The organism is Pedobacter vanadiisoli, from assembly GCF_042684385.1.
Lineage (GTDB): Bacteria > Bacteroidota > Bacteroidia > Sphingobacteriales > Sphingobacteriaceae > Pedobacter > Pedobacter vanadiisoli.
Map to the genome: position 1 here is coordinate 17,798 of NZ_JBHULL010000008.1, position 16,280 is coordinate 34,077.

Consider the following 16,280-nt stretch of genomic DNA (forward strand, 5'->3'; position numbering starts at 1 on the left):
AACTAAATATGTCAATTTGTCACTTTTAATTTTATTTATGTATTTTTGCAATCCCCAAAATGTTTTTAAATAATGATTGATTTACAACTACCAGATAAGACGCACGATGAAGCAAGGCAAGGTGAGGCGCTAATTTTAGATACGCCGGAAAAAGCTGATGCTCGTAAATTATATATCGAGAGTTACGGCTGTGCTATGAATTTTGCTGATAGTGAGATTGTTGCTTCTATTCTTTCTGAAACCGGATTTGAAACCACCGGTGATTACCACCAGGCAGATGTGATCTTCATTAATACCTGCTCTATTCGCGAAAATGCCGAAACCAGGGTACGGAACCGTTTATCGCAGTTTGGGGTAGAAAAACGACGAAACCCGAAATTAATTGTTGGGGTTTTAGGTTGCATGGCCGAGCGTTTAAAATCTAAATTTTTGGAAGAAGAGCGTTTGGTTGATGTAGTGGTTGGACCTGATGCTTATCGTGACCTGCCTAATTTAATTGAACAGGTAGAAAGCGGGCATAAAGCCGTTAACGTACTGTTATCGCGCGAAGAAACCTATGCCGATATCAGTCCTGTCCGTTTAAACAGTAATGGGATCACCGCATTTATTTCTATCACCCGAGGTTGCAATAACATGTGCTCTTTCTGTGTGGTGCCTTTTACCCGGGGCCGCGAACGTAGCCGCGATGCCCATTCGATTGTAGAAGAGGCAAAAGCATTGTTTGAAGCAGGCTATCGTGAGGTAACGCTTTTAGGCCAGAATGTAGATTCTTATACCTGGACATCAGAAGATGGGAAAGAAACGGTAAACTTTGCACAGCTGTTAGAACAAACGGCTTTGGTTAGCCCTGATTTAAGGGTGCGTTTCTCTACTTCACATCCAAAGGATATTACCGACGAGGTTTTATATACCATTGCCAAATACGATAATATTTGTAATTATATCCACTTGCCTGTTCAATCTGGTAATACCCGTGTGTTGGAATTGATGAACAGGACTTATACCCGCGAGTGGTATATTAACCGTATTGATGCCATACGCAGAATTATTCCGGGTTGTGCAATCTCTACGGATATTATTGCAGGTTTCTGTACCGAAACGGAAGAAGAGCACCAGGAAACCCTGAGCATGATGGATTATGTGCAATATGATTTTGCCTATAATTTCATTTATTCAGAAAGGCCCGGAACTTTAGCGGCCCGCAAATTGGAAGATGATATTCCGGAAGAGGTTAAAAAACGCCGTTTAGCCGAAATTTTGGCTAAACAACAGGCACACTCTTTAATGCGCTTGCAGGAGTGGGTGGGTAAAACCATCCGCGTATTGATTGAAGGTACTTCTAAAAAATCAGACCTTGATTATTGCGGAAGAGGTGATAGCGGTGCAATGGCCATTTTTCCTATAATTGAGGGGGTTAAACCAGGCGAGTATGCAAATGTGTATATCGAGAAATGTACATCTGCTACGTTGATTGGTAAAATAGTTTAAAAAAGGTTGAGGGTAGAAGGAAGGAGGCATAAGGTCTCAAATCTCAGATCTCAATACTCAAATCTAAGAAATGGATACACAAAACATTAAACAGCGGTTCGGTATTATAGGCAATTCGCCTTTACTTAACCGCGCCATAGATATTGCAAGTCAGGTAGCACCCACCGATATGTCGGTATTAATTACCGGCGAAAGTGGTAGCGGTAAAGAGGTTTTTTCTCAGATTATCCATCAAATGAGCGCCAGGAAACACGGTGCTTTTATTGCGGTGAACTGTGGTGCTATCCCCGAAGGAACAATAGATTCGGAGCTTTTTGGTCACGAAAAAGGATCTTTTACTGGAGCTCATGAGGCCCGTAAAGGCTATTTTGAGGTGGCTAACGGCGGTACCATCTTTTTAGATGAGGTTGCCGAACTGCCTTTAGGCACGCAAGCCCGTTTATTGCGTATTTTAGAAAGCGGCGAATATTTACGCGTAGGTTCGTCTAAAGTTCAAAAAACAGATGTACGCATTATTGCCGCTACCAATGTTGATGTATACAACCGGGTAAAAAACGGAAAATTCAGAGAGGATTTATATTATAGGTTAAATACCGTTCCATTGCGTATCCCGCCTTTGCAAGAGCGTAAAGAAGATATTTACCTGTTGTTTAGAAAATTTGCAGCCGATTTTAGCGATAAATACCGTAGTCCGGCTTTACACCTGGAGCCAGATGCCATCCAGATTTTAACCAATTACAGCTGGCCTGGAAATGTTCGCCAGCTAAAAAATATTGCTGAGCAGATCTGTGTGCTGGAAAAAGACCGTAATGTAAGCGGGCAGGCCATTTTAAATTATATCCCGAACGAGGCCGGCAGTAATTTACCAATGGCCATCAATTCTCAATCGAAAGAAGATTTTACTGAGCGTGATATTTTGTATAAAGTTCTTTTCGATATGAAAAAGGATATGGTTGAACTTAAAAAACTGGTTGCCGAAATTATCCAGCACGGCGGGAATACGGCCACTGTTTTGGCTGACAATCCTCAGTATATCAATCAATTGTATAGAGATGTGGAATTGCCGGTTGGACAAGAGCATGCCTTTACCATTCAGCAGGCTGCACCAAGCAATAATAACATCAACAGCAACAACAATGCTGATTATTTTGCGCATGAGGCAGAGGAGGTTGAAGAATCACTGTCGCTGGTTGATAAAGAATCCGATCTGATCAAAAAAGCACTCAAAAAACATAAGGGTAAGCGTAAATTTGCTGCGCAGGAGCTGGGCATATCAGAACGTACCTTGTACAGGAAGATTAAAGAACTAAACCTGTAATTTTTAAAATTGCTTATATCAATTCCCGGCAACAGTACGTTTTCCATAATTTAGATAACATTTTCGATAATGATGAAAATTAAAATATTTGTCTTCATCCTGCTTACTTCTGTTTTTAGTGCCTGCTCTTATAAATTTAGCGGGGCCTCTACAACAGGACTAAAAACAGTGGTGGTGCGCGTGTTCGAAAACAATGCGCCGCTTGTGGTACCTACCTTGAGCAACCAGATTACAGAATCGTTAAAAACCCGTATCCGTAATCAAACAAAACTGATTATTTCGCCAACAGGCGAGGGCGATGCATCGTTTGAGGGGAAAATAACAGGTTATGATATTAAACCCGTGGCACTTCAAAATAGCGCTACACCTACTTCAGGTGCAAATAGATTAACCATAACCGTTTCGGTAAAGTATAAGAACAATATAAAGGAACACGAAAAAGAAAGTTTTGAAGAAAGCTTCACAAAATTTTTTGATTTTCCGGTCGGTGGGGCACCAATTCAAACATTACTGCCTGGCGCTATCGAAAATATCAACAAACAATTGTCGGAAGATATTTTTAACCGTGCATTTGCGCAGTGGTAATAAAGCACAGCTCTAAAAGACAAAATTTTCAAAACCCATCTACATTTTTTTAACTTAGCGGCAAACCTCGATAATGGATAACAAAAAGCTACTGGCAGATTTACTCGTGCAACCTGGAAAGGTTAGGCCAGAGCATGTACCCATGTTGCAGGAAATGGTTGAGCAATTTCCGTACTCACAGCCTATCCATTTACTTTTGGCCAAAGCTAAAGCTTCATTTATTCCAAAGGCCGCATTGTATAGTCAGGGGCACGTATTGTTTCATGTGCTGAATATGCTTCCTGTTGATGAAGTAGAGGAGGAAATGCCTGTTAAAATTAACGATCAAACTACAGCTCATGGTAATGATGAGCAAGGGGGTTTTGAGGAAATCGGGGCATTAGCAAGCGAAGAGCAGGCGCCATTAACAGCAGAAGTGCCAGAAACTGATCATGCAGTAGTTGCCGAGGCTAATCACGATCAACAAGAAATTTTTGAAGAGATTGGCGAAATTACGCCCAATGGGGCTATAACTTCAGGGCAAGCAGTTGGGGTAGAAACACCGGAAAATCTTCCGGGTAATGATCAGTTAACAGATTTACCTGCGGCAGATGATTCATTTATAGAAAGTGCAGCAGCGATAGATTTTTTTGCCTTTGAGCAGAAAATGGGTACCGACGGGGTAACGGAGGCACCTAAAATAGAAACGGTAATACCCGACGATCCTGAACATAATTTTGTTTCACAATACCACGACGATAAACTTCCTTATACCTTTTTATGGTGGTTGGCCAAAACGCGTAAAGAGCATGAGCAGATTTTTCAACCTTATGCACCAGCTAAGCAGGTACCATTAAAACCGCGGCCGCAAAATAATCAGCAGGATGGTGCCGAGTTTCAACAACAGTATGTTGAGCACATTTTCCATATCCAAACACCTTTCGAAGTAGCCGACCATTTAGCCGAATATCCTGCTGCCGAAATTAAGGATACGAAGGGTGCAGAAATTATTGAGCGCTTTTTGAAAGAAGATCCTACCATCAAGCCGCCTAAACCAGAGCAGATAGACAATGAAAATAAGGCTAAGAAGAGCGCAGAAGATAATTACGACCTTGTTTCGGAGACTTTAGCTAAAATTTACATCGAGCAAATGCTTTATCACAAAGCCATAGATACTTATAAAAAATTAAGTTTGAAATATCCGGAAAAAAGCCGTTACTTTGCCGACCTTATCCAATCTATAGAAAAGAAATTTTAAAATATAATATTACCATGGTAACCTTTTTAATCATTTTATTAATTATTGCGTGTGTGGCCTTAGGCTTATTTGTTTTAGTGCAAAACCCTAAAGGCGGAGGTTTAGCTACAGGAGGTGGCAGCAGTAACATGTTTGGTGTACAACGTACCGGCGATGTTTTAGAAAAAGGATCGTGGATATTGTTAACCCTTATCGTAGTGTTAACCCTTGCTGTTACTACCATTGCTAAAACCAGCGGAGGTACTGCAGCAGTTGGAAACTCGGCCATTCAGGAGCGCTTAAATAAAACACCATCACCATCTCCACTCGGTGGAAATTTAAACAGTACCAAACCTGCGGCTCCGGCTCCGGCTAAAACCGATTCGACAAAAAAATAAATAATATTTACGAGTATTTTATAAAGCTTTCCTCCAAAGGGAAAGCTTTTTTTGTTTTCAATATTTATTGTGTCAGACTGCTTGTTAACACACATTTAACATAAAAAGCTTTAAATTGCGATATGAAATTAAGTGCGCTGGTTTTATTTACTGCTCTTGCCGTGGGCTTATCCATCGGGATGGTTAATTTTTATTTTCAGCATAGCTGGTATTACCTGGCCATTTCTTTCGGTGTATCGTTTCTGTGCAGTTTTCTTGTTTTTTATTACCTGCTCGAAAAATACATTTACACTAAAATTAAACTGATTTACAAGCTTATTCATAACCTTAAGCTGGGTAAAGATTTAAAAGATGCACTCGGCGAATATGTGAGCTCCGATCCGATTAATGATGTAGAACAAGAGGTAAAGGAATGGGCAGGCGCCAAGAAAAAAGAAATAGATCTGTTGAAAAAACAAGAACAGTTTAGAAGAGAGTTTCTTTCGAATGTTTCGCATGAATTTAAGACCCCGCTTTTTGCTATTCAGGGTTATATTGAAACGTTACAGGATTGCCTGGTAGATGACCCTGATCAGGCTGTTTTATTCCTGAAAAAGGCTGAAAATAATGTGGAGCGGCTAAGTTATTTAATTAATGATTTAGACGTTATTTCCAAGCTGGAAACAGGCGAGCTGCCTATTAACTATCAAAAATTCGATTTTGTGCAGCTGGCGAAAGAGGTAATGGAAAACCTTGAAGACCGCGCAGCCGTAAAAAAGATAAAACTTTTTTTTAAAGATAAATATACCGCCGTTACATTGGTTTCTGCCGATCGCGAAAAGATCAGGCAGGTGCTAATCAACTTAATGGTAAACAGCATTAAGTACGGCGTTGATGGCGGAGAAACGGCCATTAAAATTTTTGAACTGCATGACCAGGTTTTGATAGAAGTTACGGATAATGGTATCGGGATTGAAGAAAAACACCTGTTGCGCTTATTTGAACGCTTTTATCGCATCGATACCCATCGTGCCAGGGAAGTAGGGGGGACTGGCTTAGGGTTGGCTATTGTAAAACACATTTTAGAAGCCCACCAGCAAACCATTTCGGTAAGGAGCACACCAGGCATAGGTACTACCTTTGCTTTTACACTGCAAAAAGGCGGTTAATCAGTTTCTTTTATCTCAATGTCCTTTTTTATGCCTGTTTAACCATTCGTTATCAGCAGGCTAAACTTTAGAAATGAGCTAGGCCTGAATAAAATAAGATCACCATTAGTTAATATAATTAATAAATTAACATTAACTTAACATTGGGCTTGTAGCTTTGCAACATATTAGAAATTAACATGAACAATATTTTTAAGTTCTTTACACCTCAAGACAGAAAGTTCCACCCTCTTTTCGAACAAGCTGGCAGTAATGCATTAAAAATTGCAGAAACCCTTTTAGAAATGGTTAGCACTGGTGATGCTGAAAGCAGAAAAGCTATTTTTAAAGAAATTGAACGCCTGGAGCATGTTGGGGATGACATTACCCATTCGATCTTTCTTGAACTGAGCAGGAACTTCATTACGCCGTTTGATAGGGAAGACATCCATGCATTGGCTACTGCCGTTGATGATGTTGCCGATTATATTTACGGAACGGCGAACCGCATGCAGATGTATAACATGAATACCATTAACGAGCCAATTGTTAAAATTGCTGAGCTTTTGGTAGAAATGTGTACCGATATTGATAAAGCCATTAAAGAATTACGCAGTTTCAAAAATATCCGTGTAATTGCCGATGCCTGTATCCGCATTAACAGTGGCGAAAACCAGGCCGATTATGTGTTTACATTAGCCGTGGCCCGTTTATTCGAATACGAAACCAATGCGATTGAATTAATTAAACAAAAAGAGGTTTTACAAACGATAGAGAAAGCAACGGATAAGTGCGAGGATGTGGCGAACGTGCTTGAAACTATCCTGGTTAAAAACGCTTAATAAAAAACAAACATGGTAACTACCTTATTGGTTGTTGTTGTAATTCTGGCTATTGCTTTCGATTATATTAACGGTTTCCACGATGCCGCCAACTCGATTGCAACCATTGTTTCTACAAAAGTACTTACGCCTTTTCAGGCTGTTCTGTGGGCTGCGTTGTTCAATTTCGCGGCTTACTTTTATTTTACCGACCACAAAGTGGCCAATACAGTTGCCAAAACTGTTATAGAAAACTACATTACATTGCATGTAATTTTTGCCGGTTTACTGGCGGCCATCATCTGGAACCTGTTAACCTGGTGGTACGGTATCCCTTCCAGCTCATCGCACACCTTAATTGGTGGTTTTGCCGGAGCCGGAATGACACATGCCTTACTTACCGGTGCAAGCCCGCTTGATGCCGTAAATATGCAATATGTAATTAAAATTGTGTCGTTTATTGTGTTAGCACCAATCATTGGTATGGTAATTTCGGTGGTATTAACACTCATTATTATCAATATCTGCCGTTATGCCAAGCCGGCAACTGCCGAAAAATGGTTTAAACGTCTGCAGCTTATTTCATCTGCAGCCCTAAGTTTCTTCCACGGTGGTAACGATGCACAAAAGGTAATGGGTATTATTGCAACGGCTTTAATTGCCTCTAAGGTAATTCCCGATTTTGAAGCTATGCCTGCCTGGGTGCCAATTGCCTGTTATTCGGCCATATCATTAGGTACCATGAGCGGTGGCTGGAAAATCGTTAAAACCATGGGATCGAAAATTACCAAGGTAACTGCACTCGAGGGTGTTGCTGCCGAAGGTGCTGGTGCGGTAACACTAGGTATTACCGAGCATTTTGGTATTCCGGTTTCTACTACACACACCATTACAGGTTCTATTGTTGGGGTAGGTGTAGTTAAAAGTGTATCGGCTGTACGTTGGGGCGTAACCATCAACTTAATCTGGGCATGGATTTTAACCATTCCGGTATCGGCTACATTAGCTGCCATTATTTACGCCGCTATTTATTACTTAAAGTAAAAACAAAATCCTTTAATATACGCAGAAGACCAGGGCATTAGCTTTGGTCTTTTTGTTTGGTATTTTTTTATCGCAAAGAACTCGGAGTTTCCGCAAAGATTAAGGTCGGTAGTCCAATAGCGCCGCACCGAGGTTTAGTTATCTCCATAGCACAGCGAATGTGTTTCTATAAATGAAATTATCCCTCAAACAGAACAATTAATAAATTGTGCATTATTCTCGACTGAAGATGCTTCACTGCGCTCAGCATGACAGTAGTATTACGTGTTTCGTGGTTTAAACTGCAAAAAAGAAAATTTAAAACTTAACGCTCAGCTCAACAATATTGTTGCCGTTTTTAGGTAATACCCAATCCGGACCTTCCTGGATCAACCGTTTTGCTTCCGCATCGGCTTTTTTGTTCAGCGATTTTATAACGGTAATATCGGTAGGCCGTCCATTGCTTTTAATTTTAAAACTTAAAATCACAAACTGTTCAGGGCCTTTGGGGTTATAAAGCTTATTATTATTCTCCAGGTACTGGCTATAGTTAATGGTAGAAACCGGAACAGGTTTTGTGATCTCATCGGCCGATTTTCCATCCAGGTTCTGCTCAGCACGAAGCGTAATCTTAGGTGCGGGTATATTTTCTTTTTTGCGGCCGTTCGATCCGGTAATCAGCGCAATTTCGTTTAATGATTTACTACCGCTTAATGCATTTTTAATTGCATTGGGGTCTTGCAGGCCTGCTACCGGCAACTCCTTAAAGCCAATAGCGTTAATCAGTAAATCTTTATCCTTTGCATTACTATCAGCAGGGAGATAAAAATATCCTTTGGCATCGGTTGCAGTAACATTTCTTGAGCCTGCTAATTTTACAACGGCCCCTGGTATAGGTTTACCATTGCTTTGATCAACCACATTACCACTAAATGCAATTTTGCTCGATCCTAATGTTGGTGCTGCGGTTAAAGTGCTGTCTTTTAGGGTGCTATGTGCGGCTTTAGCCTTGCTTGCATAAGCTTCTATACTCCTAAATCTAACGGCACCCGCACTAGCAGCTTCAACAGGTTTTGGAATCAGCATTTCCCTTTCAGCAGGATGTACAGTTGTTTTGGCTTGGGTATTCTTAGCCAAATCGCTGTTTTTGGCATCTGCGATGGCTTTATCAACCAGGGCAGATTTGGTATTTACCTGTGCTGTTGTATCTTCTTTAACCTGGGTTGATGCAACAGCGGTTGAGCTGTCTAAATGAACCACCACACCATTCTGTTTGCGTGCCGCGGTTTCTGCATTTCTACGGTTGGTTTCGCGCATAAAAAACAAGATACTTACCGCAATAAAAGCAACTGTGGCGGTAGCAGCAATGCTCAACCTGTGGGTGGTTATGCCCCAAAGCTTACGTCTGACAGGTTTTTCCGAAATGCGGTCGTGGAGCTGTTTTTGTAAAATAGAAAGGGTCTGTTTGCGCTTTGGCGATTTTTTTAAGCCTTCTAGAGCTTCGGCAACGAAAGGATCTTCCAAAGCCTGCCTTTCTACAAAGTGCATAGCTTTAGCATCAAGCTTACCATCGAGGTAATCTTCCAGCACATCAATATCTAACCAATCGTTATTCACCACTGTTTTTCTCTATACAAATCTTTAAATTCCGCTTGCCGTTCTGGATGTAACTTTTAACTTTTAGCATGTCGTAGCCTGTAATGTCGGCCACTTCTTTATAGCACTTCTCCTGTAAATAAAATAAATCTACGCTTTTTCGCTGTTCTTCAGGCAAAGTTTCCATACACTTTTCCATTATGGTAAGCTGCGTTTCTTTTGTGTTGTCTATATCCAGATGCACAAACTCGCTGTTTTCCACAAAAGTATCGTCTATGGAGACATTATTTTGCTTCGCCGATTTCCGCAATGCCATTAAACAATGGTTCCGCGTTAAAACATGAAGCCAGCTTTTAAAGTTCTGTACCTCATGTATTTTCAACTTTGTTACCAATTCTTCAAAAATCTGCATCACCGCATCTTTGCTCTGCTCTTCATCTTTGAAATAATTTAGGCAAACCCCAAAAACCAGGTGCATGTATTTGTTGTAAAGCGTGCCCAATGCATCTAAATCGCCAGTGTTTTTATACTCGGCAATCAATTTTGCATCATCTTGCTGGGAATTCCCAGCTGTATTTTTTATAAATCTCAAAAAATGGCAGCTATTTCGAATTATATTTCAAGTATAAAAAATATTTCTGAGTGATGGGACATAAACTAATTTTTTAGGAAGAGAACAGTCAAATATTTTATGTTCCCGGCGATATTTTTAAGCAGTTTATATATTGTGCCTTACACAAAGACTTATCTTTGATATAAAATATGGCAGTTGTTTTGCTATGCATGATTAAACACACAAAATGAGAAAGATTAATATTTTATCGGCATCACTAACTATAATGGTATTTGCAAGCCTGAATGTTAGCGCACAGATTAAACTGAGCGATATATTTAAAAAAGTAACCGAAAAGCAAGGTACCGCAACTGCTGCTACCGGAACGCCATCTACTTTTGAAATAGGACAGGGGATTAAGGAAGCGCTGCAAATTGGTGTTTCTGCAGGCGCCGACAGGCTTTCGGTTAAAGACGGATTTTTAGGCAATTTGGCTGTAAAAATCCTGATGCCTCCTGAAGCACAAAAGGTGGAGAAAACACTACGTGGAATAGGCTTAAACAAACTTTGCGATAATGTAATTGTAAGCTTAAACCGTGCCGCCGAAGATGCTGCTACTGAAGCTAAACCCATTTTTATTTCGGCCATTAAACAGATGACCCTAACTGATGCAACCAATATTCTTTTAGGAAATAAAGATGCCGCTACCGAATATTTTAAACGGGTAACTACCGCACAGTTGATACAGAAGTTCAGCCCCATTGTAAGTACCAGCTTAAACAAAGTAAATGCAACCAAGTATTACAGCGATCTAACCACACAATATAATAGGTTGCCGCTGGTAAAACCGGTTAACACCAACCTGACCGAATATGTTACCCAAAAAGCGATTGACGGCCTGTTTATTGAGGTAGCGAAAGAAGAGCTGAAAATAAGGGATAACCTGAGTTCGAGAAGTTCTACCTTATTGCAAAAAGTATTTGGTTACGCCGATAAGAAGAAAAGTTAAGTCGGGATAACACCATGAAAGAGGAGATTCAGGTTCTGCAAGGGGCCTGATTTTTTTGTTTAAAAGCAATTTGTAAAATTATATATTAAAGTTTAACATTCAGCTGGCCAGCTTACGCCCATTTTTATATAGGGCTTGATGGAGAGGTAAGAGACTTTATCATAAGATATAATTTCGCCCCTAATTTTTCACGTTGAGCCCTGTCGAAATGCCTTTGCGACATTTAAAAGAGATCCTTCGACAGGCTCAGGATGACAATTTAAATTATGATACGCCTCATCAGGAAAACATTTCCAGAGTAACTGGGTGATTGATTTTCAAAATATTAGCCTTTCTAAAAAAAGTGAAGAAAATTTAAAGTAATATTGGGTTTCATCCGTTTACTGGTTTACAAAAGATTAATAGTGCCAAAAAACGACCCTCAAAATATCATTTCTACAGTTGCCAGCTACGGTAAACGCCTCTTTAGTTTCATCCGTGGGCGGGTGAATACGGATGAGGATGCCGAAGATATTCTGCAGGATGTTTGGTTTCAGTTGAGCAACCAGCCCGAAGCCGGCGCCATTGAGCAAATTAGTGGGTGGTTATATCGTGTAGCGAGAAATAAAATAACAGATAAATACCGCAAACAGAAAGAAGAACGACTCGAAGATTTTACGTTTGAAGGAGAGGATGGCGAAATTAATTTTAGGGATATCTTGCTGGCAGAATCTTACTCACCTGAAGAAGAGGGGTTGAAAAAATTATTTTGGGACCAGCTTTTTTTAGCACTGGAAGAGCTGCCGGAAAACCAGCGATATGTGTTTGTGCAGAACGAACTTGAAGAACGCACCTTTCAGGAGCTGGCCGACGAAACCGGCGAAAACATCAAAACTTTAATATCAAGAAAAGGTTATGCGGTGAAGCATTTGCGCAACCGCTTACAAAATTTATATCAGGAATTTATCAATTATTAAATTTGCAGGAGATGAGAAATAGAAAGTTTAGTAAAGGCAAGAAATTCATTTTCTTTTTACCTGTGGTAGCATTAATTGCCACTGCATTGGGGTTTATAGTAATGTACTTGTGGAACTGGATTTTACCTGAAGTAGCCCATGCCGGGCGGCTTAATTTCTGGCAGGCACTTGGCCTGCTCGTGCTGTGCCGGATACTGTTCGGTAATTTTAATAAAGGTGGCGGTGGCCATGCTTTCCGCGAAAAAGCCCATAATATGCGCGAGAAATGGCACAGCATGAACGAGGAAGAAAGGGCAAAGTTTAAAGAAGAATATAAACGGCGTTGTGGTGGCTGGGGTCGCCACGACCACCATTAAAGAATATTTGGAGCCAGCTAAGCTGGCTTTTTTGTTTTTGGTCTCCTCAGAAAATTGTCCTTGCAATGACGAAAGTTTGTCATCCTGAGCCTGTCGAAGGACTGTTCTGGATTAATAAAGGGGAGTAAAATATTACCACAGACGTATAAATTAAATCTGAGCATCTGTGGCTTTTTATTTCAACAGTGCTTCTAACCTGATTGCTTATCTGAAAGTCAGATGGCAACATCTGATTTCACTTCAGCCCATTCAAAAAATATTTTCAAAAAAATTAAAGTAAAATCTTTTCTCTGCCGTCTACCTAATCAAACAAGGAAATAACAGCCATGAAAAAAATATTAAAAGCCATAGGATTCGGAATTGTACTGGGTGCAGCCTTATTCTTCGTTCCATTCATATTCAAATTTATTTTAATCGTTATGCTCATCGGTATGGTATTCAGGATGTTTGCCTATAAACGGCGCAGGCATTTCGGCCAAAGGTTTGGCGGGTACTATCCTAATCCCTTTGAGCAGATTACCCCAATTGATGGTCAATGGTACCGTCCGAACATTCAGGGGAACGGTGTAATAAACAATATAAACGTAAATTAAATTTAGCCATGAGAGCATTTAGAATATTTTTAGCCTTAGCGGCTGCGGGAGCAACTTTTTACAGTTTAAATGTATTGGCCGTTCAAAACGGATACCGCGATCGGTTAGACTTTAGAAACAGACACTACCATGAGCATGATTGCGGGCCAGGACAGAAAAGCCATGCTTTCAATCATCACAGGAACAACGCCACAGGCAATTTTGAACTTAAATCAGAAGGGCATGAAAGAATCATCCCTGTAAAATAAACTGATATGTCGCGCGTACTTTTTTTAGCTAATCCATACGACGGTTCTGCCCGCCCGATTTTAGGCCTTGCAAATGAGCTGATTAATAAAGGGCAGAAGGTTACCTTTTTCAGCTCGGATGAGTTTCAGGAGCCTGTAGAGGGCATAGGGGCTGATTTTAAGTCTTACAAAGCAGACCTCGATGTTTTTCAGCAAAAGAAAAGCGACGAAACTAAGTCGGGACTCATTAGTGCATTGCTGGAACCGATGAAATTTATCGATGATATTGTGGTACAGATCAGGGGGCTAAAGTTCGATTACGCCGTATTTTCTCCCGCGTATCCATATGCCAGTATCATTACCCAATTACTGGGAATACCTAAAGCACAGTTTGGTGTTGCCAGTTAAAATGCCGGCTATAAAGGCCTGCGAATTAATTATTACAAACCATTAAATTTTAAAAACATGTACAACGAACATAGCTGCCACTCAGGCAAAATGCATCACGGTTGCGGCCACAGGGTCGGCAGATTTGGCCATCACTTTGGAGGCCGCTTTAAACACGGTTACGAAATGTTTAACCGCGGTTTCAGGCGCGTGCCTGTAAATATCGAAGAAACCGAAAGTAGTTTCATTATTCACCTTTATGCACCGGCCCTGGTTAAAGAGCACCTGAAAGTGCTAACAAAAGATGATGTTTTAACCATTTCTTATCAACCGGCTGAAGAAGCACCAACCGAAAAATTTAGCCGCCGCGAATATAGCAATGGTGCTTTTGAAAGAGCCTTTGCTTTAAACGGAAAGGTACTTAACGATCAGATTGCAGCAGCTTATACTGATGGAATCTTAAAGGTAACCTTACCTAAAAACCCCGAAACGAATACACCAGAAAAGGCTATTCTGGTGGACTAAGTTTTGTCTATTATAATTTCGCTGATGCTCCGGTTATGCCGGGGCATTTTTTATTGAATTTTAGTGTTGGAATGGGATTTAACACCGGGGCTATTGCCACTAAAATGGTTAATCCTTCAAGGTTATTGAAATGCGTTTGCTATTGGCCTTAATTTGAGGTACTTTTGCTAAAAGACAAAAATAAACAGATTGAATTTTAACGACTTTAATTTTAACCCCGATTTATTTGAAGGCTTAATGGCCATGGGGTATAAAAGCGCTACTCCGATACAAGAACAAGCCATTCCGGTAATTTTGGATAATCACGATCTGATTGCCTGCGCCCAAACGGGAACAGGGAAAACGGCCAGCTATCTTTTGCCGGTAATGGATAAAATTAGCCGCGCCACGGATCGGCATAACAATACGTTGATTTTGGCACCAACCCGTGAGCTAGCCCAACAAATCGATTTGCAGGTAGAAGCATTGGCTTATTTTACCAATATCAGTTCGTTAGCTGTTTATGGCGGCGGCGATGGCATTGCTTACGAGCAGCAAAAACGTTCGATGCGCGAAGGTGTTGACATTATTATTGCCACACCAGGGCGTTTAATGGCACACTTATCATCGGGCGTGTTAAAACTGGAGCATTTGCAGCATTTAATTTTGGATGAAGCCGACAGGATGCTGGACATGGGCTTTTACGATGATATTATCCGGATCATCAGCTATTTGCCTAAAAAAAGGCAAACACTTCTGTTTTCGGCCACCATGGCGCCGAAAATCAGAAATATGGCAGGTAAAATTTTACATGAGCCTAAACAAATTACCATCTCGATTGCTAAACCTGCCGAAGGAATTGACCAGCAAGCCTACAATATTCACGATCAGCAAAAACAGGCTTTACTGACCGAGATTTTTAAAGAAGGCAAATATAAAAGCAGTATCATTTTTGCTTCAACCAAAGAGAAGGTAAAGGCCTTGTATAAAACTTTTAAAAGCTTAGGTATTAAAGCGGAAGCCTTCCACTCGGATTTAGGCCAGAAAGAGCGTGAAGATATTTTATTGGCATTTAAAAATAAGAGGTTAGGGATTATAATCGGAACCGATGTATTATCAAGGGGTATTGATGTAGAAGGAATTGACCTGGTTATTAACTATGATGTACCCGGCGATCCTGCAGATTACGTGCACCGGATAGGCCGTACGGCAAGGGCCGCAACTAAGGGAACGGCCATTACCCTGGTTAACGGCAGGGATAAGCGTAAGTTCGATAATATAGAGAAACTGATTGAAAAGCAGGTGCCGCGGATGCCTTTGCCTGAGCACATTGCTGGTATGGAAATTACCCATGTGGAGGAGAAAAGGCCTCAGCATAACAATAACGGCAAGAAACGCGTTTGGCGCAAGAAGAAACCGAAACCAAAGCCAACGAGTTAGTTCCGGTTCACGTGCCTTCTTATTTAACGCCAATTTTTCATTGATTTGTTCTTCTGAAAAGCAGTTTATTTTGTTATTTATTTAACAATATGGTGATATTCTATTGTGGTTTTGACAACTATAAAGAGTAAATTAGCTTTATAAAAACAGAATCAAAATGGACGCAAAAATTGGAATAACCGCAGAACATAGACAGGCCGTTTCAGAACAATTGGCTAAACTATTGGCCGACGAATACGTTTTGTACACTAAAACCCGTAATGCACACTGGAATGTGGAAGGGATCGACTTTCTGGCCAAGCATAAGTTTTTTGAAGAACAGTATAACCAGCTTGATGAGTTTATTGACAGTGTTGCCGAACGTATCCGTAAAATAGGTCATTACGCACCTGCAACCCTGAAAAACTTTTTAGCCTTAACGCATTTAACTGAATACAGCGAACGCCACAACGATAGCCTGGGGTACATTAAAGATTTATTGGCCGATCACGAAACCGTAATTGAATTTATAAGGGGTAACATCAATCCGATTGCAAACGATTATGGTGATGCCGGAACCAGCGATTTTATTACCGGAATCATGGAAACCCACGAAGAAATGGCCTGGTTTTTAAGGGCGCATATCAAATAAATTATCAGAATGATTTTTTAAACGCCAATGGGATAAATTCTTATTGGCGTTT

19 protein-coding genes are annotated in these 16,280 nt (G+C 40.5%); 17 read left to right on the forward strand and 2 right to left on the reverse strand.

Features of this window, described 5'->3' with window-relative positions; translation table 11 throughout:
* Nucleotides 1-72: 72 nt before the first annotated feature.
* The 8 genes from miaB to ACFSR6_RS08785 all read left to right on the forward strand — a co-directional run bounded on the left by miaB (nt 73) and on the right by ACFSR6_RS08785 (nt 7,997).
* Entirely contained in the window at nt 73-1,488 is a 1,416-nt protein-coding gene (gene miaB / locus ACFSR6_RS08750) for a tRNA (N6-isopentenyl adenosine(37)-C2)-methylthiotransferase MiaB (protein ID WP_379077738.1), read from the forward strand.
* 70 nt (nt 1,489-1,558) lie between these two features.
* Nucleotides 1,559-2,806, forward strand: a complete 1,248-nt coding sequence (locus tag ACFSR6_RS08755) for a sigma 54-interacting transcriptional regulator (protein WP_379077741.1) — start codon at nt 1,559-1,561, stop codon at nt 2,804-2,806.
* Between the two features lie 69 nt (nt 2,807-2,875).
* On the forward strand, nt 2,876-3,391 hold the full coding sequence (locus ACFSR6_RS08760) for an LptE family protein (protein ID WP_379077744.1): 516 nt from the start codon (nt 2,876-2,878) through the stop codon (nt 3,389-3,391).
* 73 nt (nt 3,392-3,464) lie between these two features.
* Nucleotides 3,465-4,628, forward strand: a complete 1,164-nt coding sequence (locus ACFSR6_RS08765; protein WP_379077747.1) for a hypothetical protein — start codon at nt 3,465-3,467, stop codon at nt 4,626-4,628.
* A gap of 14 nt (nt 4,629-4,642) precedes the next feature.
* On the forward strand, nt 4,643-5,005 hold the full coding sequence (secG, locus tag ACFSR6_RS08770; RefSeq protein WP_379077750.1) for a preprotein translocase subunit SecG: 363 nt from the start codon (nt 4,643-4,645) through the stop codon (nt 5,003-5,005).
* A 122-nt stretch (nt 5,006-5,127) separates the two neighbouring features.
* Nucleotides 5,128-6,153, forward strand: a complete 1,026-nt coding sequence (locus ACFSR6_RS08775; protein ID WP_379077753.1) for a sensor histidine kinase — start codon at nt 5,128-5,130, stop codon at nt 6,151-6,153.
* 179 nt (nt 6,154-6,332) lie between these two features.
* Nucleotides 6,333-6,974, forward strand: a complete 642-nt coding sequence (locus tag ACFSR6_RS08780) for a DUF47 domain-containing protein (RefSeq protein ID WP_379077756.1) — start codon at nt 6,333-6,335, stop codon at nt 6,972-6,974.
* A 12-nt stretch (nt 6,975-6,986) separates the two neighbouring features.
* A complete protein-coding gene (locus ACFSR6_RS08785; RefSeq protein WP_183766416.1) occupies nt 6,987-7,997 on the forward strand; it encodes an inorganic phosphate transporter in 1,011 nt (336 codons plus the stop codon).
* Nucleotides 7,998-8,294: 297 nt separating this feature from the next.
* Here the strand turns inward: ACFSR6_RS08785 and ACFSR6_RS08790 are convergent, their stop codons facing one another.
* Together ACFSR6_RS08790 and ACFSR6_RS08795 are read right to left on the reverse strand one after the other, a co-directional pair.
* The gene (locus ACFSR6_RS08790) at nt 8,295-9,593 is read right to left on the reverse strand and encodes a carboxypeptidase-like regulatory domain-containing protein (RefSeq protein WP_379077759.1); all 1,299 of its coding nucleotides are present in this window, start codon (nt 9,591-9,593) and stop codon (nt 8,295-8,297) included.
* Nucleotides 9,586-10,164 (reverse strand): RNA polymerase sigma factor, encoded by a 579-nt coding sequence (locus ACFSR6_RS08795; protein WP_379077762.1) that lies wholly within the window; start codon nt 10,162-10,164, stop codon nt 9,586-9,588. The genes ACFSR6_RS08790 and ACFSR6_RS08795 overlap by 8 nt, the downstream gene beginning before the upstream one ends.
* 208 nt (nt 10,165-10,372) lie before the next feature.
* Here ACFSR6_RS08795 and ACFSR6_RS08800 point away from each other — a divergent pair, with 208 nt between their 5' ends.
* The 9 genes from ACFSR6_RS08800 to ACFSR6_RS08840 all read left to right on the forward strand — a co-directional run bounded on the left by ACFSR6_RS08800 (nt 10,373) and on the right by ACFSR6_RS08840 (nt 16,228).
* Nucleotides 10,373-11,134 carry a DUF4197 domain-containing protein gene (locus ACFSR6_RS08800; protein WP_379077765.1) on the forward strand — a complete coding sequence of 254 codons (762 nt, stop codon included), beginning with the start codon at nt 10,373-10,375 and terminating at the stop codon, nt 11,132-11,134.
* 404 nt (nt 11,135-11,538) lie between these two features.
* On the forward strand, nt 11,539-12,090 hold the full coding sequence (locus ACFSR6_RS08805) for an RNA polymerase sigma factor (protein WP_379077767.1): 552 nt from the start codon (nt 11,539-11,541) through the stop codon (nt 12,088-12,090).
* Nucleotides 12,091-12,101: 11 nt separating this feature from the next.
* Complete coding sequence (locus ACFSR6_RS08810) at nt 12,102-12,446, forward strand: hypothetical protein (RefSeq protein ID WP_379077770.1); 345 nt, start codon at nt 12,102-12,104, stop codon at nt 12,444-12,446.
* Between the two features lie 326 nt (nt 12,447-12,772).
* Entirely contained in the window at nt 12,773-13,039 is a 267-nt protein-coding gene (locus ACFSR6_RS08815; RefSeq protein ID WP_379077773.1) for a hypothetical protein, read from the forward strand.
* Between the two features lie 8 nt (nt 13,040-13,047).
* Nucleotides 13,048-13,287 carry a hypothetical protein gene (locus ACFSR6_RS08820; RefSeq protein ID WP_379077776.1) on the forward strand — a complete coding sequence of 80 codons (240 nt, stop codon included), beginning with the start codon at nt 13,048-13,050 and terminating at the stop codon, nt 13,285-13,287.
* A gap of 6 nt (nt 13,288-13,293) precedes the next feature.
* Entirely contained in the window at nt 13,294-13,674 is a 381-nt protein-coding gene (locus ACFSR6_RS08825; protein WP_379077778.1) for a glycosyltransferase, read from the forward strand.
* A gap of 57 nt (nt 13,675-13,731) precedes the next feature.
* Nucleotides 13,732-14,178 carry an Hsp20/alpha crystallin family protein gene (locus ACFSR6_RS08830; protein ID WP_379077781.1) on the forward strand — a complete coding sequence of 149 codons (447 nt, stop codon included), beginning with the start codon at nt 13,732-13,734 and terminating at the stop codon, nt 14,176-14,178.
* Nucleotides 14,179-14,367: 189 nt separating this feature from the next.
* Nucleotides 14,368-15,597, forward strand: a complete 1,230-nt coding sequence (locus ACFSR6_RS08835) for a DEAD/DEAH box helicase (protein ID WP_379077784.1) — start codon at nt 14,368-14,370, stop codon at nt 15,595-15,597.
* A gap of 157 nt (nt 15,598-15,754) precedes the next feature.
* On the forward strand, nt 15,755-16,228 hold the full coding sequence (locus ACFSR6_RS08840) for a Dps family protein (RefSeq protein WP_183766398.1): 474 nt from the start codon (nt 15,755-15,757) through the stop codon (nt 16,226-16,228).
* The last annotated feature ends 52 nt before the right edge of the window (nt 16,229-16,280 follow it).